Source organism: Pseudomonas sp. DW-iso17 (genome assembly GCF_058725345.1).
In genome coordinates, this window is the sequence record NZ_JBZXEA010000032.1 from 506,995 (window position 1) to 529,157 (window position 22,163).

Here is a 22,163-nt window from a genome sequence, read left to right on the forward strand (position 1 = left end):
ACACACCGCCATCGCGGGCAAGCCCGCTCCCACAGGGGATCTGCGCCGGGCGCTGATTCTGTGGGGAATGCTTGACCAGTGTGGGAGCTGGCTTGCCTGCGATGGCGGTGGTTCAGTTGAAGATTGAGTGGCTGACATACCGCCATCGCGAACGTTCCTACAGAGGACGTGGTATCCCTCTCTCGGACTGACGTATGCTCTGGCACTTTCTCGAAAGGAACTGAGCATGCTGTCGATCTTTGTCTATGCGCTGGTATTCGGTTTTGTATTTTGCCTTTCTCCCGGCGCCGTGCTGGCAGAGACTCTGCGCCGCGGCTTGCTCCATGGCTTCACGCCGGCGTTGCTGGTGCAGTTCGGCTCACTGGTGGGCGACGCCGTCTGGGCCGTGATTGGCCTCACCGGTATCGCACTGCTGATTCAGCATGATGCAGTGCGGGTTCCACTTACAATCGTCTGTGCGCTCTACCTGGCCTGGCTGGGCATCCGCAGCCTGATTGATGCCTGGCAGTTACCCGCAACCGACAACGCCCCTGCCAGCTCAGGCAAAAATGCGTTGGCGGTGGGCGCGGCGATTTCCTTGGCTAATCCGAAAAACATCGTCTACTGGGGCGCCTTGGGCAGCGCACTGTCGGGGATTGTCGGCACCACCCCCAGTCACGGGCAGACCCTGATGTTTTTTGCCGGCTTCATGCTGGCGTCGGTACTCTCGTGTTTTCTTACCGCCGCCTTGGTGAACCTGCTACGCAAGAACGCATCACCTAGCTGGCAACGCGTGAGTTATGCGGCGTGCGGTTTAGTATTGATTTATCTGGCGATACTCGCCGCGCACGGTATATAAAGTTATCCAGCCAATAACTTGCATGCCTCTTGTCTGAACAAACTCTGAACACGGGCTAATTTAATTAATCATGCGTTGACATTCTGTGACGCCCTGAGTAGATTGCCCGTGCCCGCAACTGGGGCCTTTTTTAAACCTCACAAAAGAAGCCAATGGACACAGTATCTAGTCGCTGTCCGAGCACCGCCTCTGCGGGCATCGGGCGCCAAACCCAGAATATGACAGGACTCGCGTTCCAGGTCCGGTAAGCTGCGCTAGAGCTTGATGCTCCATCGTAACTGCCTCACCGGTCGCCCGTCCGGTCCCGAGGTGTGTTATGACCTTCCAACTCCTTGTTTTGCCTGATACACGCACACTGGTCGCCGCCCTGCGCGCCAAGCTGTGCCGAGTGCCGGCGGGCTTTTCGCCAACCCGCTCGACCTTTGTCACACCCTCCCCTCAAGTGCGCCCGGCACCGCCGCTGGCGCACTGGCGCATCTGCCCTGAAAGCGGCCACCTGGTGCAGCATTGGGATCATGCTGACCCTCAAGACCCGCAGAGACCAAAGGTTTCCCGCCTGGCGCAAGCGCGCCTGATGCTCGGTCTTTACCTGAGCACTCGCGCCGCCTGAGCTAGCTGGAAACAGCAACTTTCTTATTGATGACCCTGGAGTTCTTTATGAACAAATCCAGTAGTAGCCCGCTGCACGCTCGTTAACTAACGCGCTGTTAGCGGGCCCTTCAGAAGTTATGTGAACACCTTATTTAAACCGATCGCAAAGTTTGCGGCTCGGCATGCTTTCGCTCGCCTGTATTCAGGTAAGTACCGGGTATGTTTTGTCGAGAATTGGCGACAGGAGTACAGACAATGAGCGCCGTAAAAAACACGCCTCTGAACAAAAAAAATGGCACCGCTGCCGACACCAAGCTGTCGATGCGTGCCGCCCGTGAAGCCCACAATGGCCTGGCGGCCACCCTCGCCAATGTACGGGCCACCCAGGACGGCCTGACCGAACTGGACGCTTCGGCGCGTCTGCAACGAGAAGGCTATAACGAAGTCGCCCACGACAAGCCGCCACACGCTATCGTCCAGTTCCTGCAGGCTCTGAACAACCCGTTCATCTACGTGCTGCTGACCCTGGGTGGCATCAGCTTTGTGACTGACTGCTGGCTGCCGATGCAGGAAGGCGAAGAAGCCGACCCGACCAAGGTCGTCATCATCATGACCATGGTGTTGCTCAGCAGCCTGCTGCGTTTCTGGCAGGAACACCGTTCGGCCAAATCCGCCGAGGCCCTCAAGGCCATGGTACGCACCACCGCCACCGTACTGCGCCGCGAGCAGGTTGGTGCTCAGCCCACCTTGCGCGAAGTGCCGATGCGTGACCTGGTGGCCGGCGATATCGTGCAATTGTCCGCCGGCGACATGATCCCCGCCGATATCCGCCTGATCGAGTCCCGCGACCTGTTTATCAGCCAGGCCGTGCTGACCGGCGAAGCCCTGCCGGTGGAGAAGTACGACACCCTGGGCGATGTCACGCAAAAATCCGCCTCTACCCTGGCCGCCGACCAGGGCAACTTGCTGGACTTGCCGAACATCTGCTTCATGGGCACCAACGTGGTCAGCGGCCGCGCTAAAGCAGTGGTGGTGGCAACGGGGCCGCGCACCTACTTTGGCTCCCTGGCCAAGGCGATTGTCGGCTCGCGGGTGCAAACCGCCTTCGACCGGGGCGTGAACAGTGTCAGTTGGCTGCTGATCCGCTTCATGCTGGTGATGGTGCCCATCGTGTTCCTCCTCAATGGCTTCTCCAAGGGCGATTGGGGTGATGCCTTCCTGTTTGCCCTGGCGGTCGCCGTCGGCCTTACCCCGGAAATGCTGCCGATGATCGTCAGCGCCAACCTGGCCAAGGGCGCCACGGCCATGGCCAAGCGCAAAGTAGTGGTCAAGCGCCTCAATGCGATCCAGAACTTCGGTTCGATGGACGTGCTGTGCACCGACAAGACCGGCACCCTTACCCAGGACAAGATCATCCTCGAACATCACGTCAATGCCTTCGGCCAGCGCGATGACGCCGTGCTGTCCCTGGCCTGGCTCAACAGCTTTCACCAGAGCGGCATGAAAAACCTGATGGACCAGGCGGTGGTGCAGTTCTCGGAACAGAACCCCAAGTTCCAGGTGCCGTTTGCCTACAGCAAGGTCGATGAATTGCCGTTCGACTTTGTCCGTCGTCGCCTGTCGATCGTGGTCAAGGATGCCGCCGGTGATCAGTTGCTGGTATGCAAGGGCGCGGTGGAAGAGATGCTGAGCATTTCTACCCATGTCATGGAGGCCGGCGAAGCCTTGCCCCTGGATGACCGCCGTCGTGAGGCGCTACTGGCGCTCGCCAATGATTACAACGAAGACGGTTTCCGCGTGCTGGTGGTAGCGACCCGCAATATTCCTAAAGCGCTGGCACGCCAGCAGTACACCACCAGCGACGAACGCAACCTGATGATCCAGGGCTTCCTGACGTTCCTGGACCCACCGAAGGAAACCGCAGGCCCGGCCATTGCGGCACTGCAACAGATTGGCGTGGCAATCAAGGTGTTGACCGGCGACAACGCCGTGGTCACCAGCAAGATCTGCCGCCAGGTTGGCCTGGAACCCGGCCAGCCGCTGCTGGGCGTGGAAATCGAAGCCATGGACGACGCCACCCTGCTGCGCCGCGTAGAAGAGCGCACGGTATTCGCCAAGCTCACGCCGCTGCAAAAATCCCGCGTGCTCAAGGCCCTGCAAGCTAACGGGCACACCGTCGGCTTCCTCGGCGACGGCATCAACGATGCACCGGCGCTGCGGGATGCCGATGTGGGTATTTCGGTGGACAGCGGCACCGACATCGCCAAGGAATCGGCCGACATCATCCTGCTGGAAAAGAGCCTGATGGTGCTGGAAGAAGGCGTGCTCAAGGGCCGCGAAACCTTCGGCAATATCATGAAGTACCTGAACATGACCGCCAGCTCCAACTTCGGCAACGTGTTCTCGGTGCTGGTGGCCAGTGCGTTCATCCCGTTCATGCCCATGCTGGCGATCCATCTGCTGCTGCAGAACCTGATGTATGACATCTCCCAACTGGCCCTGCCGTGGGACAAGATGGACAAGGAATATCTGGCCAAGCCACGCAAGTGGGATGCGAAAAACATCGGCCGCTTCATGATCTGGATTGGCCCTACCTCGTCGATCTTTGACATCACCACCTTTGCGCTGATGTGGTACGTGTTCTCGGCCAACAGTGTGGAAATGCAGACCCTGTTCCAGTCCGGCTGGTTTATCGAGGGGCTGCTTTCGCAAACCCTGGTGGTGCATATGCTGCGCACCCGCAAGATCCCGTTCTTCCAGAGCACGGCCGCCTGGCCGGTGTTGATGATGACCTGCATCGTGATCGCCCTGGGCATCTACGTACCGTTCTCGCCACTGGGCACCCTGGTGGGCCTGCAACCGCTGCCGCTGGCGTACTTCCCATGGCTGGTGGGCACCTTGCTGGCTTACTGCTGCGTCGCCCAACTGATGAAGACGATCTACATCCGCCGCTTCAAACAGTGGTACTGACCCTCCCCGCCGTTCAAACGCAGGCGGCTGCCTGGTCGCCTGCGTGCAATACAAGGATTTGCTCATGCGCGTGTTGATCTGTGCAGGTCGTCATTACGCCGACACCAAAAAGTCCCGCCATGTGCTGGACGCTTACCACCGCCTGCGCCCGGTGCAGGTACTGATTCACGGCGGCAACCAGTTCCTGGGCAGTGAGATCGAGGAATGGGCGCGGGAAATCGGTATCGACGTGGTGCGTTATCCACCCAATTGGCAGCGCCATGGCAAACAGGCGGAACGCCAGCGCAACCACTTCATGCTGGCCGACAGCCGCCCCGACCTGATCATTGCCCTGCCGGGTGGTGACGATACCTCGGAGCTGGTTTGCCAGGCCAAAGCCAGCGGCATTTCGGTGCTGACCGTAGAAAGCTGAATTCAAGCGAGGTGCATCATGCACAAAAAATACACGCCGGCACGCCGCGACGGGTTTACCAAATATCGCGCACGCCACTCTCGTCACACCCTGCTGTTACTGCCGCCAGCAAAGCGCCGTGCATTGCAGCGCAACTTGATCTTTATCGGCATGACCCTGGGCCTGGTCTTTGTCGTCGCGTTGATTTCAAAAGCCCAAGCCGCAGGCGGCGCTTATGTGGTTGATGACGGTGCGATCAACGCGCCGGGGGAATGCAACGTCGACGCCTGGTACAGCGCCCATCGGCACGCGGGCAGCACCCACAACAGCAGCTTGTCGCCCGCGTGCACGTTCAGCGCTATGCCTGCCGTGCAATGGGGCGCCGCGTTGTCAAGGGCCGTGGATGCAGGCAAAGGCGAGACGCAGATCAGCCCGCAAGCCAAGGTGCAGGTGCTGTCACGACGAGAGTTGGGCTTGGAACTGGCGATTGCGGTCGGGGCGCATGTCGCGCTGGATCGCCATCACGGGTTCGACGGCGCAGATCTGAACATCCCACTCACATGGCAACCCCTGGCACCCTTGCGCCTGAACCTTAACGCCGGCTGGAGCCACGCCTACAACGACGGTGATCAACAGCATCGCCTGACTTGGGGCACGGGGTTCGAATATCAGTTGGCAGAGAAGCTCACGCTGATTGGCGAGCGTTATGGCCAGGAAGGCGGCGAACAGGCCTGGCAGGCTGGGCCGCGTTTGCACATTGGTGAATGTGTCGACGTGGACCTGCTGGTCGGGCGCAGCCTGATTGGCGATCGCGCCCAGTGGCTGACCACTGGGGCGACGCTGAGGTTCTAGGCGTTGGCCTGCTGCTCCAGATGCACCTGCAATTGCGGATCGATTTGCAACTGACCGGCCAGGTCGTCGAGGTAATTGCGCTCGGCGTCCTGCTGATCGTTGACCAGCATCACGCTCGCCAGGTAAATCTCCGCAGCAAGTGCCCGGTCATTGGCATACTCGGCAAAATCGGCGGCATCCAGGGGCTTGGCGACTTCGGCGTCGAGCCACTGCTGCAACTGAGGGTCGTCGGTGTGACGGCCAATCTCGGCAGAAATCATTTGCTGCTCTTGCGCATCGATTTTGCCATCGGCCTTGGCCGCCGCGATCAACGCACGCAGTACGCCGTGGCTATGGGCTTCGGCTTCAGGCCCTTCAAGCTGGTCAACGGTCTGGATAGCTTGCTGCGGGGCCGAAGCCTGTTGGCGTTGCCACGCTTGGTACGCTTGGAACGCCGCCATGCCCAGGGACGCCAGCGCCGCGTAGTTCATCCCACCGCCGCTACGCGTTTGGGTGGCCCCACCTGCCGGCGCGCCGCCCAACAAGCCACCCAGGCCACCTAATAAACCACCCAAACCGCCGCCCGCCGCAGACGCATTGCCGGTGCCGGCGCCCTTCAACAACCCTCCAAGCAACCCGCCCAGGCCGCCGCCCGCAGCTCCGCCGCCCTGCTGCCCTGCACGCAACAGTTGTTCCAGTAGATCGCTGGTATTCATGGTGTCGCCCTCCGGGGCGCAATAGTGGCGTTGATCAAACATAGTCCTCCCCTGATGGAACACCATGACCGTCGGGCGGGCAAGCTTTATGATGACGCCATCACGCCGAAAAGGGAGAACAGCGGTGAATCGCATCGAGCATATTGCGTTGATGGCCACTTACAACCAATGGATGAACCGCAAGGTCTACGACACCGCCGGCACCCTCACGCACGCACAATTGACCCTGGACCGCCAGGCGTTTTTCGGCTCGATCCTCGGCACTTTGAACCACCTGATGCTGGGCGACACCGTCTGGCTCAAACGCTTTGCCGAACACCCGGCCCACTTTGCGGCCTTGGCGCCACTCAACGGCATTGCTACGCCCGGTGACCTCAAGCAATTGGCCTTCGCCAGCCTTGCTGAATTATCGGCCCATCGCGCCTGGCTGGATCAACTGATCATCGATTGGGCCAACAGCCTGCACGAGTCCCACCTTGATCAACACCTGCGCTATCACAACATGCGCGGCGTGGCCGCCGAGAAACCCTTTTTCGGCCTGCTGGTGCACTTTTTCAACCACCAGACCCACCACCGCGGCCAGGTGACGACACTGCTGAGCCAGGCGGGTGTGGATGTGGGGATTACCGACTTGCTGGCACTGATTGACTAAATACAGACACGATCAATGTGAGAGCTGGCTTGCCTGCGATGGCGGTGTAACGGGTTCAATACCTGTGACTGACACATCGCTATCGCAGGCAAGCCAGCTCCCACAGTTGCGCTATATTGCCCACAGCATCAGTGCTGTCACTTCACCTTGCTGCTCAAGTTTTCCACACTGCGCTTCACATCATCCAGGCTTCGCTTGAGGCCGTCGATTTCGCTTTTCTGCCGCTCTATCGTGCTCTTCTGCTCATCCACCGTACGCTTGAGACTCGACAGCTGGCTGTCACTGCTACTGGCACTCGAGCCGTCCTTGCGCTTGAACTCATCAAACGCCCGCTCCTGGCCCTCCACTTTGCTTTTCAAGCTTTGCAATTCGCTTTGACTCTGTTTTTGCCCAGCCTGCAGCGCCTCGACATCACCCACGGAAACACCCGAGGGCTTCAACACATAGGCGCCGCCCACATCCATCGAGCCGGCCGTCAACTTGTCTGAAGACGACGCACTGAACTCCCCCCACTGCACCGCACTCCCCGCCTGCGCCAGACTGAATAAGCCAGTGCCCAACAACCCCGCGACACCTGCGGCCATGATCCAAGCCTGCTTACGGATACTGAGCATCAAACGACTCCCTGCGAAAATGCCGAAATGGCCTATCGCTATGACTGTCATTTATGGGGCTTGTTCCTGGGTGGCTTGCGTTCATCTGGACTTGACACAAAGGCCCTGTAGATCACTGATCTGCCACGCTTTTTCCTGCGCATCTTTATGCGGGAAAACCGGCTTGGAGGTTGCGCTGAAGCGGCTGGATCTATATATTCCCAACCCTGTTACACCGCGCTACCGCCCGAATGGCGAAACTGGTAGACGCATGGGACTTAAAATCCCCCGCTCGTAAGGGCGTCCCGGTTCGATTCCGGGTTCGGGCACCATCTCCTGTTCCACTGACGGCCAGCACTGTTTGTGGAACCCTTGAAAACCCGCCGTTTGGCGGGTTTTTTCGTTTATGGCGTTTCGTCGGTTTCCGTATGTTTGCAGACTTTCGTGTTTCCGAACTCTGCCAGCGAGGAAGCGCTCAGCCTGTATGAACGCTGGCTTGGCATTCCTCGCCAGGGTCCAGTGCTTTTGGACTTGCAAACCCTCAGAAATCTACCGTACCCGAGAGCAATACCGTGCGCGGCGCGCCCAAGCCGCCAGAAAGGCCGCTGCCATCCCCGCCGTTCCACGAACCAAGCCAGTACGCCTTATTGGTGACGTTCTGCACGGTGGCGCGCAAGGTCACAGGCTTGGTCTCGACCTTGAAGGCATAGCGAGCCCCCACATCGTAGGTGGTGTACGAGTCCAGCGACACCCGATGATCGTTGGTCGCGTATTGTTTGCCCGTGTGGTTGATGTTGCCGGTCAGGGTCAACCCAGGGACGTCGAGGAGGTCATACTCCGTGCCTAGCTTGGCAATCACCTTGGGCACGCCTGTCACTTGCTTGTCTTTGACACCACCGGTGACCACCTTGGTCATTTCTGCCTGGGTATAGGTCGCACCGCCCATCAGGCGCAATCTTGGTTGCAACTCGCCAAAGAACGACCATTCCACGCCACGGTTTTGTTGCTCGCCGTAGACGCCGAAGACATTGGTGAGCGGATCGGTAAAGGCACTGGGCTTCTCAATCTGGAACAGGCTGACGGTATGGGCGAAAGAGCCCAGGTCTACCTTGGTCCCCAGTTCGTATTGCTTGGTCTGGTACGGCTGCATGACCGCACCTGCGTTCTCTGCCGAGTCAGGGGCCGACGCGCCTTGGCTGAGGCCCTCGATGTAGTTGGCATAGAGCGACACCTCATCCGTCACCTTGACCAGAAGTGCGGTGGCGGGCGAGACACGGCTTTCGTCATAGCTGGTTTTCGAAGCCCTGGGGCCGAAAGCGTCGGTGGTGTTTTGCACGCGCTGACGACGGGCGCCTACGGTCCATTGCACAAGGCCTTCGGCGAAGGACAGCGTATCGGCAATCGCATAGCTGCCCAGGTTGGCCCTGGTTTGCGAGGTGGTTGCACCATAGCCCGGGAAGGTCGGCGCGTTGCCAAAGTCGAGGTTGTGGTAATTTGTGGTGCCGGGGATGGCGGCTCTCGCGTCCTTGAAACTGTTGTCGGAGGTAAAACGGGTCGCGGCGATGGTCCAGGCATGATCCACGGGGCCCGTCTGGAATTTGCCCTTCAACCCGACCTCACCCGATTGCTGGGTGCCACTGCGAATCGAACGAATGGCCGAAGAGCTGATGCCACCCACATTGTTCACCAGGGTGCTTGAGTTGATCATCGCGTTGTAACCACCATCGCGCTGCCCCCACGCCGCGTAGGCAGTAAGCGAATCCGTCAGGTCGTATTCGCCCCGCACCATCGTGGTAGTGGTGTTGTTGATGGTGTAGGCCCACTTGGGTGCCAACGCATAATCGCCCTTCTTGGGGCTTGGCAAGTGGGTGACGTTGGGGGCAATTGTGTTGATCCCGAAGTAGTTGAGACCATCAATGCGTTCACGCTGTTTGTAGAAATCGAGCGATATCCGAGCCCGCTCGCCACGCCAATCCAGCCCGAGGGAAGACAGTGCCATTTTGTGTTGCTGATTATCCACGGGGGTATCGCCGTCACGGTAAACGCCGTTGAAGCGCACACCAAACTGCTTCTGATCACCAAAACGTTGCCCCAGGTCCGCGTGCACACCCCCCAGGCCCCGGGACTCATAAGTGGTGGTCAAGCGTGCCAACGGTTCGTCGCCGGCGCGCTTGGGTACCAGATTGATGCTGCCACCTACACTGCCGCTTGGCGGCATGCCGTTGAGCAGCGCCGAAGGGCCCTTGAGCACTTCGATGCGCTCCGCCAATTCGGTAGAGCCGCGCATATTCGGCGCCATGCCGACCAGGCCGTTAAAGGTGATGTCATCGGCGTTGCTGTAGAAGCCGCGGATGAAAAAGGTTTCAAAGTTGCTTCGTTTGGTGGGCACGTACACCGAGGGGTCGGTCGCACCGATCACCGAGCCGATATCCTGCGCCTGACGGTTCTGTATGTATTCATCGGTATAGCTGATGGTATTGAAAGGCGTCTCCATGAAATCCTTGTTGCCCAACAGCCCAACGCGGCTGCCGGAGGCAACCTGCCCGCCAGCATAAGCCGGCGGCAGACCTGTAGCGGGGTCCATGACGCCCTCCACCACCGTTTCCGACAACTCCAGGCTGGCGCTGCTTGTGCCTGCTTGCGGGGCAGCGCTCGCGGCGGTGGGCGCCGCCGTTAGCCCCAGTACCAGCGCCATCTGCACAGCCGTGAACATATGACTCAAAGTAAAGCGTTGCGCAGCCTGCGGTGAATCAGGGGTAGCGCGATGTTGGCGACAGCGTTCCGACATGCTGAATTCCTTTTGATTCGGAGAATGTGTATGTGCTCACTAGGCTTTCCGAACCAGAAGGCAAAACCCTCAATAACAATCATTAGCATTTGTGTTTTTTTGAAAATAAAGGCGAGTGCCTGCACGGCACCCGCCCTTGCGCCCCCAAGCACAGCGGGTCAGCCCTTGTAGCCTTGAACCACCTCGTCGGCCATGCGACCCAGGCACGTTGCACTGACGGTACACAGGTACCAGGTCTGGGCGTCGACAAAGATCACACGTCCGTTGGTCCAGGCCTTGGTCTTGCGCAGCAGCGGGTTATCCAGGCTCTTCATGTCCAGCGCGGGCCGCCGTTCCATCACTGCGGTACGGTCGATCACGTAGAGAATGTCGGGATCGGCCTGCTGGATGAATTCATTGGAGATGGGCTGGCCATGTAAGCCAGCCTCGATGTCGGTGCTGGCGGGTTTTACGCCCAGGGTGTCGAAGATGAAACCGTAGCGCGACTTCACGCCATAGGAGGTGAATGCGCCGTTGTTATGCAAAACGATCAGCGCTTTCTCCGGGCGCCCATCGGTGACGCGCCGAGTCTGTTCAACCTTGGCGTCCATTTGCGCAACCTTCTGACGAGCCAACGCTTCTTTGCCTAGAATGCGCCCCAGGGTCATGAGGTGATCCTTGGCGGTGGCGAAGAGATTGCCGTGTTGGTTGGTCAGGTCCACATCGTCATAGAGCGTCGGTGCGATCTGGCTCAGTTCTGCGTAACTTTGCGCCTGCAGCGGCGAGATCAGGATCAGGTCGGGCTTGAGGGCATGCAACCGCTCAAGGTTGGGTTGGATGGTCGACCCCACGTCCATGATGTTCGGATTGTCACGGTACTGGATAAGGAAACTCGCGACATAGTCCTTGGCGATACCCACCACCGGCGCGTCCAGCTGGTCGAGTGTATCGAGTTCACTCATATCGAACGCCACCACACGTTGGGGGAGCTGGGTGATCATCGTGCTACCCAGTGGATGCTCGATCTTGATCGGCTCGTAGTGCGTATGCGCAGCGACTGGCGCGGACGCCTGTGCCGAGGGTTTGTCACAGCCCTGCAGGCCGGCCGCCACCGCGACCGCCAGCAGTGCCCCACGGATTGTTTTTGCCTTACCAATACTCATATCTGCTCCCTTGATAATGATGGGTTGAAGTAGTTGCAAACGAACCCCTGCTCGCTCTGCAGAATCTCGAAATCCAAATCAAAGAGATCGCGCAGGTGCGCCTCGGTGACAACCTCCGCTACCGGGCCACGCAAGTGCACCGCGCCGTTTTTCATGGCCACGATATGATCGGAGTAGTTGGCCGCGAAGTTGATGTCATGCACCACCAGAATCACGGTGCGACCTTGTTCGTCACATAAGCGGCGCAGCGCACGCATGATTTGTACGGCATGCTTCATGTCCAGGTTATTGAGCGGCTCGTCCAACAGCAGGTAATCGGTTTGCTGGGCAATGGTCATTGCCAGGAACGCCATTTGCCGCTGCCCGCCGCTCAGCTCGTCGATGTAAGAAAGGCGTAATGGTTGCAACGACAGAAACTCGATGGCTTCGTCAATGACCTGGCGATCCTGGACGGTGAGCGCCCCTCGGCTATAAGGGAAACGCCCGAAAGCCACCAATTCTTCAACGGTCAGCCGCAGGTTGAAATCGGGTGTCTGGCGTAAGGTGGCGACACGCCTGGCATATTCGCGGATGGGCACATCCGCAATGCTACGCCCGCCAATCAGCAGTTCGCCGCGGGTCGGCGCCAGCAGACGTGCGATCAACATCAGCAAGGTAGTCTTGCCTGCCCCGTTGGGTCCAATCAGCGAAGTCACCTGCCCTGGCGGGAACTGAACGCTGACGTCACTCAGGACGTGCTTGGTGCCGTAGGTCTTATAGACGTGACGAAGGGAAATCATGAAGCGCCTCGGGTTCGAATCATCAGCGCGAGGAAATACCCGCCGCACACCAGGTTGATGAGAATGCTGACGGAGGTGTTGTAGTTGAACATCTGCTCGACCATGTACTGGGCGACGATGAAAATGCCAATGGCAATGGCGCAACTCATGGGCAATGTAATCCGGTGCCGGGCGGTGCGGGCAAGCGCATAGGTGATGTTTGCCACAAACACGCCCATGAAAGCCGTCGGCCCGACAAGACTGGTTGAGACAGCCACCAGAATCGCGATCAGCGCAAGTTGCAGGCGCACGCTGCGTTGAAAATCGACACCCAGGGAAATCGCCTGGTCACGCCCCAGCGACAACACATCGAGCACCGGCAGGCTTCTTTGCGCGATAAAGCACGCCGCCGCCACCAGCAGCCCCGAATAGATCACTTGCGTGGGTTGCGCCTTATTAAAGGAGGCGTAGTTGAAACCCTGGAAGATCGAGAACTCACCAGGGCTGATCTTCAGTTGGATAAACTGGGTAAAGGTGCCCATCACCATGCTCAGTACCAGCCCAAGCAGGAGCAGCAGGTACACGTTGTTGCGTCCGTCATGGAACAGCCAACGGTGAATGAGCCCTGAATAAGCGAGCATCAACAGGATCGACAACAATACGTTACCGTTACGCCCCAACAGCACCAGGCTCTGGGTACCCAGCACCAGGATCAGCAAGGCCTGGAACAACAGGTAGATTGCCTCATACCCCATGATCGCCGGCGTCAGTATTCGGTTGCCGGCAAGGGTCTGGAAAATCACCGAAGAATAAGCAACGCATACTCCGGCAATAACCATCGCGGCCAAACGGGTCATTCGCTTGGGAATGACGTACTCGAAGTCAAAGCCTGAGCCCAACAACAGGAACGCTATCGCCAGGACCAGCACCAGTGCCCATAGACCATAGCGGGTAGCCACACGCCTCATGCGTATTTCCTGATCAGCAACACCAGGAACAACATACCGCCTACGCTTCCCGCGGTGAGACCGATGGGCACTTCGAAGGGATAGATCAACAAGCGGCCGAGAATGTCGCACGCCAGCAACAGCGACGCGCCGCACAACGCGACGATGGGCAATGTTCGCTCCAGGTTCTCGCCGTAGTGCAACGCCACCAGGTTGGGAATAACCAGCCCGACAAAGGGAATGGCCCCTACGGTAATGACCGTGGCGGAAACGGTGACCGCCACCAGCATCAACCCCAACGCCGCATTTGCCGTGTAGTTCAGGCCCAAGCTGCCGGCCATGCCCTCACCCATGCCGAGTACAGTAAAGCGGTGCGCGAACAGATAAGTGAGCACGACTATCGGCAAGATCAGGTAGATGATCTCGTAATTGCCCTGGACGATCTTCGAGAAGTCTCCGAGCATCCAGCCCTGCATGCTCTGCAAGATATTGTGACGATAGGCGTAGAACTCGGCGATGGCGCTCAATACGCTGCCGTACATCAGGCCGATGACCGGAACCATCACGGTGTTCTTGAACTTGATGCGGCGGATGATCGCGACATAAAGCAGGCTCGCCGCAAAGCAAAACGCCAAGGCAAACAGCATACGGCCGGCCGCACCGGCAGCGGGGGCCACCGTCAATGAAATCAGAATGCCCAGCTTTGCTGCATCCAGCCCGCCGGAAGTTGCCGGTTCGACGAAGCGGTTGCGCACGATCTGCTGCAGAATCACGCCGCACACGGCCAGCCCCACCCCCGTGAGAATCAGGGCGGCCAGGCGAGGAAGGCGGCTGGCAGTCAGTGTCAGCCAAGCGTCATCGGATAACGTGAACAGTGCCGTCCAGGAAACCTCTTTGACCCCCACCATCAACGAAAGGCAACAAAGCACGGCAAACACGCAGAGTAAGATTAAACGGCTCAAGAACCGCCCTCACCGTCTGATTCTCCAGCAATCCGCCAGCCTTTCGCGGCTTGGCGTTGGGCGAGAAAGTGCGCGTAGAGCCCTGGCTTGGCATTCAACTGCGCATGGGAGCCCTGCTCGCTGATCTGGCCGTGATCGAGCACTAGAATCTGGTCGGCCATGACCACTGTCGACAGCTGGTGCGCGATGACAATCAGCGTGCGCGTGCCGCGTAAACGCGCCAACGCTTGCGCGATCGCCGCTTGGTTCTCGGCGTCGAGAGCGGCGGTGGCCTCATCGACCAACAAAATCGGCGCCTCTTTGATCAGCGCACGGGCGATGGAGATTCGCTGTCGCTCTCCCCCGGACAGGCGTGCACCGCCCTCGCCTACTGGCGTGTCCAGGCCTTGGGGCAAGCGTTCGATGATCTCCAGGACGCCAGCCTGTGTTGCTGCTTGCATCACTTGGGCATCAGTGGCATCGGGTTTACCGATGCGAATGTTGTCGGCGATGCTGCCCTGAAACAGGTAAGCATCCTGAAAGATCTGGCTGATCTGACCGGCCAGCTGCCCACTGGACATCTGCCGAACATCTACACCGCCCACCAGCACACGACCTTGCGTCACATCGAAAAAGCGCGCAATCAGCCGCACCAGGGTGGTCTTGCCCGAGCCAGAAGCACCGACCAGCGCCGTCATGCTGCCGGGCTCGATACGCAGGCTGACATCGCGCAACACATCGGCCTGATCCTTGGCATAGCAAAAGCTCACGTTTTCCAATACGACCGATCCATCGACCGGCGCTTGCGGGGCCTGCGGCTCCGGCAAAGGGTCGACCTCGAAGATTTCGCGCACGGCATCAAGCTGACCGCGCGCGCCACGTAGCACTTCGCTATAACCTGCGACCTCCAGAAGCGGGTCGATAAAGCGGCTGACCAACAGCAACGACACGATCACAGCGATGACCGAAGACGGTGCCAGGCTTGCGCTCAACTGATCACCCAGCCATAGCGTGGTAGCCACCAGCAAGACGGCGAAGCCGGCCTGTACCGCCCAGGCATTGAACACCACCGACATCGCCGAGACGTGGATCAGCCGCTTTGCAGACTGCTGCTGGCGCCCGATGGCCTGCTCGAGAAACTGGGTGCCGCCGTCCTCGCCATTAAAGGCGCGCAGCACCGATTGTGCCTGGGCAAATTCGACCATGCGCTGGCTGGTCTGCGCGGCGCTGTGCTGAAAGCGTTGGTCGGCGCGCTGCCCCAGATGAGCTGTCAGTGCAAAGATACCCAACAAGAGGGGTAAAGCCAGTAGCGCGATCAACCCCATTTGCCAATGTAAGTTGAACAACGCGGCAACGATTACAACCGGTGTGACCACCCCTGTGATCAACGGCGTGAAAACGTGGGCCGGAAGCTGAGCCAATTCCATCATGCCCTGGGAGGCCAAATGGCTCAGTCGTGCGGTATTTTGTGCGCTGAACCAACCGACCGGCAAACGCGCCACATGGTCGCCCAGCCGATGACGACCGCGCTGCAGAACAGCGATACCGACGCGGATACCCGCCTTCTCCACCGTCCGTCGCAAGGCCCAGCAAACCAGCACCCCGATCACGAGCGCAGTCAGCCATTGCCCTGCTGAGCGCACATCACCGTTCAGCAGACGAGTGAGCACCGGTACCAGAGTGACAATCGTCAGCCCGCAGAGCAGGCCGTAGACGAGCGTCATCCAAAGGTAGCGGCGCAATACGCGGGCATCTTCGCCCAGCAGTTGATTAAAGGTTTTCAGCATGACGATACCGCCTGTTCCTTGGCCTGTTCGTAGCCGCCCAGCGCCCACATTCGAGCGTAGCGGCCGTTGCGGGCGAGCAGTTCGTGGTGGCGTCCCTGCTCGCAGATCGTGCCGTTGTCGATCAGGATGATGTGGTCAGCATGCATCACCGTATCGAGGCGGTGCGCGATCACCATCAAGGTTCGGCCCCGGGCGAAGCGCGACAGTGCTTGTTGAAGCTTCACCTCGTTCTCGGCATCGGCCGCCGCCGTGGCTTCGTCGAGCACCAGCAGTGGTGGGTCCAACAATATGGCGCGGGCAATACTCACGCGCTGCAACTCGCCGCCGGAAAGCTGTACATCCTCCCCGATCACCGAGTCGTAACCTCGCGGCAAGGCGCAGATGCGCTCATGGATATTGGCAGTGCGGGCTGCGTCTTCGATTTCCTGCTGACTGGCCGAGGGGCGGCCCAGGGCGATGTTGTCGCGCAGGCTGGCATGGATAAGGCGTACCTCCTGCAACACAAAACCGATGCGCCGGTACAACTGCGCGCTCTCGATCCGCCTGAGGTCGACGCCGCCCAAGGTGATGCGCCCTTCACTCGGGTCGAAGAAGCGCAGCAACAGACGGGCCAGGGTCGACTTGCCGGAGCCCGAAGCACCGACAATCGCGGTCACCGTGCCCGGCTTGAGGATGAAGTTGACGTCCTTGAGCACTGGGGTCTGGCCGTCGTAGCTGTAGCCGAGCTGCTCGACACGTATTTCGGCATTTTCCGGCAACGCTGGCGCGGCAGTTGCCAAGGTTTCCAGCACGGGCGTTTGCAACAGCGTATGAACGCGCTGCGCTGCGCCCGTAGCATTGTTCAAGTCATGAGTAACGTAGCTCAGCAGCAACAGCGGCGCACAGATTCCCGGCGCCACCAAGGCAAAGGGCAACACGTCTACCGGTGTGATCCAGCCCAGGCTCACCCAAAGCGTTCCAAACGTCAGCACTACGCCGAGCACCGCCACCGGGGCAATCATGGCGTGAGCGTTGGCCATCGCGCTGACCAGCGGGCGGGTGAAGTCGGTAAAGGCCTCAGCGAAGCCATCAACCGCCTTGCGGTAGCTGCCATGGGCCTTGCCCTCGACCCCGAAAGCCTTGACCACAGGAATGCCATTGACGAACTCAACCACTGCATTATTGATGCGTGCCATGCCGGCGCCAAATGACTGCATGTTCGCCCCACTGGCCTTGGTGGCCCTGGAGAAAAACAGGAAGAACAGCGGGAACGGCAACAGCGAAACAATCGCCATGCGCCAGTCCATGACGAATAGGTAGAGAACCGAAACAAGAATTGCGCCGATGGTACGACCCAAGGTGGTAAAGAAGTGCGCGGTCAGACTGTGCAACGTGCCAATGTCGTCTTGCATCGCTTGCTTGACCTCGCCGGAAGCCCGACTGGTAAACCATCCCAATGGCACCTTGGCCAGACGGCGGGTAATCGCCCGACGCAAATGGCCGGTGATGCGGTTGTCGGCCAGGTGCGCAGCCATTTCGCCCAGCGAAATCAAGGTCATCCCGAGAAACAGGCAGGCCAGACTGATGATGACAACCCGCCAGACTTGATCCTGCATCTGGCTCCAGGCTGTCGCCACCTCATCTTGGGCCATTGCAAGCTGTGCGATATGGGCGATACCGGCCAGGGGCACCAGCGTCAGCATGGTACCGATGGCGGCCAATACCGCCGCGACTATCAGTTGCCCACGTATGGGTCTGAGTATCTGAGATACCGTGCCGGCAACGCCGGGTTCATCTGTAGCACTCATGAGTTCTCCTGAATAACCACTGCAGGTAGCCTGAAGGCCACCTGGCTTCCTTTAGGTTTGAGTGGTATGCGCTGCGTACTTTGTATTCCGAACGGCAACGCAAAATCCTCAATCGAGACGTTCATTAATCGATGAGGCGGTGCCAGGCACCAGCCCGGGCACGAATGGGTAGCAGGCTCGCAGGCCAGACGCGATGTACTTCTCGACGGAAGACACCGACACTTTCAACTCGCAGGCAATGTCGCGGTGGCCCATACCATGCAACTTGCACAGCAGCAGCGCTTGGCGGGTTTTGGCTGGCTTGCGGCGCAATGCGTCATCGATCTGAGCCAGCGCTTCACTCACGAGGGCACGTCGCTCCTCTGACGGGACCAACAGTTCGGCCTGCAACTTGAGCGCCTCCAGATGGCGGGCCTCAAGATGACGTCGGCGATAAAGATCGATCACCATGCCTTTGGCGATTTGGGTCAGGTGGGCGCGAGAATCCTCGGTGGAAGGAACCCGGCCTTTCTTGATGAGATTGAGATAGACATCGTGAGCGAGATCAGCGGCATCGACCGAGCTGCCCAACTTGCGGCGCAACAGGCTGCATAGCCAACCGTGATGGTCGACATAGAGCTTTTCAAATTGCTGCGTGGACGCGAACGCTCCGTTGTTCACAACACCTCTCCTGAGACGGTCAATTCGCGATCAGCTTTTGACTAATGCGAATAGGTATGATTATTATTTAACATCATACGGCGTTCATTGACCCCCTGCAAATGTGAGTTGCTTGCACCTTCTCTTGCGCCTGGATTTCTGAGCGTTGCAGCAGACCGAGGATCGGCCTGTCGGCACTGCGGTGCCCTCTCTACTTCTTACTGTTCAGTTTGATAAGGCGGGAAATTTCCATGATGGAACTCAATCCAGACTCGTTACCGAAACTGTCTGTCACTGATAACGAAGAGCATTTCTGGCTCTTGCAGCAGCAATATCCCGAACGCGTGCTCAAGCACTTCAGCGCCTGGCGATTCGACGCCGACATTGACCTTTCACGACTCACGTCAGCGATCAGGAGCGTTATCGAAACACTCCCCGATCTGAATGCGCGCTACCTGTTCAACGACGATGGCGAAGTGCACAAAGTGCACGCCGCTGACTGGCAGTCCTGCATTGAGCTCATGCATCTACACTCGGACGTAGAGGCCACCGAGCATTTGCGCGCGCAGCAAATCGCACCCTGGGACGCGCAAAGCCAGCCGCCATTCAAGGCGTTGATTATCCAAACCGGGCAAGACACTATCCTTGGCTTCATACTCCATCAGGTCCTCGATCAGAGTTGCCAGGAAGACCATTTGTATCACCAGGTATTGAGCGCCTATATAGGCCACTCGGCCAGCAATACGCCTTGGTTGCACGGCTTGGCGAATGGTGAAGCGCTATCGTCACCCATCAGTGCGCCCACCGCCCAGCCTGCGGCCAACGACGACGTTGCGTCGATTATTCTTGATGAGTTTCGAGCGGCCCTGGTAGAGCCTGACATGCAACTCACTGATGATTTCTTTGATTTCGGCGGTCATTCGCTACTGGCCACACGCATCATTGGCAAGCTGCTGAGCGGCCATGGCATTGAAGTCCAGTTCAATGATTTTTTCAGCGCGCCGTCGGCCGCCGCCTTGGCTGCACACGCCCATATCATCGAGCAAAACGATGCAACTGCTGTTGCCATGGACCGCCAGCAAGACGTACAGAGGGCACCTTTCGCGCTGGCCCAAGCCTCCCTTGGGCGGGCTTACGCAGCCTTTGAGTTCGGGACAATTTTCAACCTGCCCTTTGCCCTGGACTTCCTCGACCAGGTGGATGAAGCACTGTTCGAGCAAGCTTTCCGTGACCTGCTCAAGCGTCACGCCAGCCTGCGTTCAACCTTCCACTTCGAGGGCTCTGAGGCGTATCAGCAGATCGTGCCGTTCGAGCAGCTGTCCGAATACAAGTGGTTCTGGCCAAGCCAGGAAAGCCGGGGTGCAACGCTCAAAAGCGAAGCCACCTATCAGTTCGACCTGACCCGCGAGCTACCCCTACGGGTTCGTTTCATTTACGACCCGCAACGCCAACGCCAAACCCTGTCATTGCTGATCCACCACATGGCCATTGATGAATGGTCACTCAACGTGATGATGGAGGAACTGGCTCAGGCCTACCTCGCCCGTGCAGCAGACAAAGCACCCACCTGGTCAGCGCCTGCACCGTCATTCCATGAGTTCGCCCTACGACAACAGGCCACTGGCATCAATCAACAGCATCTCGACTACTGGACGAGCATGTTGCGCGGCGCAACCCAGGGCCTGGCACTGCCCTCCCCTGACTATCAGGCCAGCGTGCCGGCCAGCGAAGTGTCGACGAACGCGCAATGGTTCGAAATCAAACCCGACCAGGCGCTCACCCATAACCTGTATGCCTTCGCCAGACGGAATAACGCTTCGCTGTTCGGTGTGGTCTATACAGCGATTGCGTTATCCCTGCATAAGCTCGGTAATTTGAAAGACCTTGTGATCGGCACGTCCGCCTCCGGCCGCACCGACCCAGGGTTTTATGAAACGGTCGGTTACTTCACCACGATGGTGGCGCATCGGGTGCAGTTCGATCCCCAGCAGGCCGTTGGCGCACTGATTGAAAACACCACTCGCCTGATCAATGATTCCATGGCTTATGCCGATATTCCGATGGAGCAGATCCAACAGGCCCTCGGCATGACGCCCGCAGACGGCCTGCTGTTCGACGTGTACATTCAAATACACGCCAACAACGCCTTGAATGGCACCCTGAGCACACCGGACGCCGGGACGATCCGCTACCGGCAGATTGACCCGGACAAGAACCAATCGATGTTCGGTATTCAGTTCGAAATCATGGAGAACACGATCGACGGCAAACGCTCGCTGCGCCTGGTCATTACTTACCGTTCGGACCGCTACAGCGCAGCACAGATGGCGCGCCTGAGCACGACCATAGATCAGGTGTTCGCGCTGTTTACGACGCCCGACGCAGCCCGCACCGCCCTTAACCATATCCACCTATAACCTGATCAGGGTCTTGGTAATGCTACCAAGACCCTCAACCCTCGGCTCTACGCTTCATGCATCCCGTAGCGCTGGAACGATGACCGTTTGGGCAAGCGGTAGTAAGGCTGGCCAAGCAACTGGTTGATAATCGTTGCATTGCGAATCGCCGCAATCCCCAAGTCCGGCGAACCAACACCATGCTGGAAGATCTCCGCATTCTGCACGAAGACACGGCCCGTGCCTGCATCGCAGCGGCGTGCGGTGAAATCGTCCTGGACGATACAGTCACCATACTCATCGGTTTCAAGCACCACGCCCTTGAGCCTTTCAAACCACTGCGGCCATGTATGCCCGTAGCCTGTCGCCGCCACAATGGCATCAGCTTCAAGAGTGCCGGTCTGGTTCAATTCACGGTGCCGGTAAGCGATTTTCAGCATGCCATCAATCTCTTCCACGGCCTGCACCTCGCAATTGGATAGCAACGTCAGGCCCGGATCACTGCCGCCAATCGAGCGTTCATAGATCAGGTCGTAGATATCAGCGATGGTCGAGAAGCTAATGCCTTTGTACAGCAGCCCTTGCCCTGCAACGATGGCACGGCGTCGCTCCCTCGGAATGCTGTGGAAGTACTCCATGTAGGACGGCGTAAAACACTCCTGCCCCAGTTTCGAATACTCCATGGGATGAAAACCCGCTGAGCGTGTGATCCAGCGAATCGACGCCCCTGCTGCAATCCGCTCGGGTGTCAACTCGCTGAACAAGGCCAACACACATTCGGCCGCACTTTGGCCGGAGCCAATGACCGTGACCCGCTGGCATTTCGACAACTGTTGCTGACGCTTGCCGAACTCCGCCGAGTGCATCACCGGCGCGGTGCTCTTGACCTGTGCCCACTGGGGCAATACAGGCGCCGTACCGACACCAATCGCCAGGTCCCGACTGTGATAATAGCGCTTGAAGCCTGACACTGATTGGCTCTCTACCAGAAACTGGCCAGCGTTGGCGTCATACGTCACATCACAGATCTCCTCGCCGAAATGGCAGGCTGGCAGCTGCTGCGACGCCCAGCGGCAGTAGTGATCGTATTCACGGCGAGGCACCTGAAAGTTTTCGTAATAGTAGAACGGGTACAGGCGATCGTGCTGATGCAGGTAATTCAGATAACTGAGCTGATGGGTGGGATCCGCCATCGTCACCAGGTCGGCCAGAAACGGAACCTGAAGCGTTGTGCCTGGTAACAAAAGCCCTTCATGCCAGCGAAATTCCGCTTTCCGGTCAAGGAATACACCGGTCACGCCAGGATGCTTGGACAGTAACGCGGCCAAACCCAGATTAAAGGGGCCAATGCCAACGCCGGTAATATCAACACTTTGTACATCCATCATCCAATCCA

At 58.8% G+C, this 22,163-nt stretch carries 18 protein-coding genes and 1 tRNA gene; 8 read left to right on the top strand and 11 right to left on the bottom strand.

Going from position 1 to position 22,163, the window contains the following annotated elements:
* Positions 1 to 226: 226 nt before the first annotated feature.
* From AC4PS6_RS20430 to AC4PS6_RS20450, 5 genes are all read left to right on the top strand, one after another.
* Positions 227 to 838 (top strand): LysE family transporter, encoded by a 612-nt coding sequence (locus tag AC4PS6_RS20430; RefSeq protein ID WP_014718532.1) that lies wholly within the window; start codon positions 227 to 229, stop codon positions 836 to 838.
* Between the two features lie 316 nt (positions 839 to 1,154).
* Positions 1,155 to 1,448 (top strand): hypothetical protein, encoded by a 294-nt coding sequence (locus AC4PS6_RS20435; RefSeq protein ID WP_038450218.1) that lies wholly within the window; start codon positions 1,155 to 1,157, stop codon positions 1,446 to 1,448.
* 236 nt (positions 1,449 to 1,684) lie between these two features.
* Positions 1,685 to 4,399 (top strand): magnesium-translocating P-type ATPase, encoded by a 2,715-nt coding sequence (gene mgtA, locus AC4PS6_RS20440; protein WP_336826646.1) that lies wholly within the window; start codon positions 1,685 to 1,687, stop codon positions 4,397 to 4,399.
* A gap of 64 nt (positions 4,400 to 4,463) precedes the next feature.
* Positions 4,464 to 4,811: a DUF2493 domain-containing protein gene (locus tag AC4PS6_RS20445; protein ID WP_003191350.1), complete on the top strand. Its 348-nt coding sequence runs from the start codon at positions 4,464 to 4,466 to the stop codon at positions 4,809 to 4,811.
* 18 nt (positions 4,812 to 4,829) lie between these two features.
* Entirely contained in the window at positions 4,830 to 5,642 is an 813-nt protein-coding gene (locus tag AC4PS6_RS20450) for a PA4824 family protein (RefSeq protein ID WP_492180952.1), read from the top strand.
* Here AC4PS6_RS20450 and AC4PS6_RS20455 read toward each other — a convergent pair.
* Positions 5,639 to 6,337, bottom strand: a complete 699-nt coding sequence (locus tag AC4PS6_RS20455) for a tellurite resistance TerB family protein (RefSeq protein ID WP_014718537.1) — start codon at positions 6,335 to 6,337, stop codon at positions 5,639 to 5,641. The genes AC4PS6_RS20450 and AC4PS6_RS20455 overlap by 4 nt on opposite strands.
* A 124-nt stretch (positions 6,338 to 6,461) precedes the next feature.
* Between AC4PS6_RS20455 and AC4PS6_RS20460 the strand changes: the two genes are divergently transcribed.
* Positions 6,462 to 6,989, top strand: coding sequence for a DinB family protein (locus AC4PS6_RS20460; RefSeq protein ID WP_014718538.1), 528 nt, complete (start codon positions 6,462 to 6,464; stop codon positions 6,987 to 6,989).
* A gap of 137 nt (positions 6,990 to 7,126) precedes the next feature.
* Here the strand turns inward: AC4PS6_RS20460 and AC4PS6_RS20465 are convergent, their stop codons facing one another.
* Positions 7,127 to 7,603, bottom strand: coding sequence for a hypothetical protein (locus AC4PS6_RS20465; protein WP_336826650.1), 477 nt, complete (start codon positions 7,601 to 7,603; stop codon positions 7,127 to 7,129).
* 224 nt (positions 7,604 to 7,827) lie between these two features.
* On the opposite strand from AC4PS6_RS20465, the gene AC4PS6_RS20470 reads away from it, so the two are divergent.
* Positions 7,828 to 7,914: transfer RNA gene (locus AC4PS6_RS20470), tRNA-Leu, on the top strand.
* 209 nt (positions 7,915 to 8,123) lie between these two features.
* Here AC4PS6_RS20470 and AC4PS6_RS20475 read toward each other — a convergent pair.
* The 8 genes from AC4PS6_RS20475 to AC4PS6_RS20510 form a co-directional block, all read right to left on the bottom strand.
* Positions 8,124 to 10,370 carry a TonB-dependent receptor gene (locus tag AC4PS6_RS20475; RefSeq protein WP_336826651.1) on the bottom strand — a complete coding sequence of 749 codons (2,247 nt, stop codon included), beginning with the start codon at positions 10,368 to 10,370 and terminating at the stop codon, positions 8,124 to 8,126.
* Between the two features lie 158 nt (positions 10,371 to 10,528).
* A complete protein-coding gene (locus AC4PS6_RS20480) occupies positions 10,529 to 11,512 on the bottom strand; it encodes a siderophore ABC transporter substrate-binding protein (RefSeq protein WP_020302743.1) in 984 nt (327 codons plus the stop codon).
* Complete coding sequence (locus AC4PS6_RS20485; RefSeq protein WP_019817091.1) at positions 11,509 to 12,291, bottom strand: iron ABC transporter ATP-binding protein; 783 nt, start codon at positions 12,289 to 12,291, stop codon at positions 11,509 to 11,511. Before AC4PS6_RS20485 ends, AC4PS6_RS20480 begins: the two co-directional genes overlap by 4 nt.
* On the bottom strand, positions 12,288 to 13,238 hold the full coding sequence (locus tag AC4PS6_RS20490) for an iron chelate uptake ABC transporter family permease subunit (RefSeq protein ID WP_168223847.1): 951 nt from the start codon (positions 13,236 to 13,238) through the stop codon (positions 12,288 to 12,290). Before AC4PS6_RS20490 ends, AC4PS6_RS20485 begins: the two co-directional genes overlap by 4 nt.
* Positions 13,235 to 14,179, bottom strand: a complete 945-nt coding sequence (locus tag AC4PS6_RS20495) for an ABC transporter permease (protein ID WP_073452425.1) — start codon at positions 14,177 to 14,179, stop codon at positions 13,235 to 13,237. Before AC4PS6_RS20495 ends, AC4PS6_RS20490 begins: the two co-directional genes overlap by 4 nt.
* A complete protein-coding gene (locus tag AC4PS6_RS20500; protein WP_492180955.1) occupies positions 14,176 to 15,945 on the bottom strand; it encodes an ABC transporter ATP-binding protein in 1,770 nt (589 codons plus the stop codon). Before AC4PS6_RS20500 ends, AC4PS6_RS20495 begins: the two co-directional genes overlap by 4 nt.
* Positions 15,939 to 17,732 carry an ABC transporter ATP-binding protein gene (locus tag AC4PS6_RS20505; RefSeq protein ID WP_336826657.1) on the bottom strand — a complete coding sequence of 598 codons (1,794 nt, stop codon included), beginning with the start codon at positions 17,730 to 17,732 and terminating at the stop codon, positions 15,939 to 15,941. Before AC4PS6_RS20505 ends, AC4PS6_RS20500 begins: the two co-directional genes overlap by 7 nt.
* A 108-nt stretch (positions 17,733 to 17,840) precedes the next feature.
* Positions 17,841 to 18,392, bottom strand: coding sequence for a sigma-70 family RNA polymerase sigma factor (locus AC4PS6_RS20510; protein WP_014718547.1), 552 nt, complete (start codon positions 18,390 to 18,392; stop codon positions 17,841 to 17,843).
* Between the two features lie 230 nt (positions 18,393 to 18,622).
* On the opposite strand from AC4PS6_RS20510, the gene AC4PS6_RS20515 reads away from it, so the two are divergent.
* Complete coding sequence (locus AC4PS6_RS20515) at positions 18,623 to 20,788, top strand: condensation domain-containing protein (protein ID WP_492180956.1); 2,166 nt, start codon at positions 18,623 to 18,625, stop codon at positions 20,786 to 20,788.
* A gap of 47 nt (positions 20,789 to 20,835) precedes the next feature.
* Here the strand turns inward: AC4PS6_RS20515 and basC are convergent, their stop codons facing one another.
* On the bottom strand, positions 20,836 to 22,155 hold the full coding sequence (gene basC, locus AC4PS6_RS20520) for a putative histamine N-monooxygenase (RefSeq protein WP_014718549.1): 1,320 nt from the start codon (positions 22,153 to 22,155) through the stop codon (positions 20,836 to 20,838).
* Positions 22,156 to 22,163: the final 8 nt, after the last annotated feature.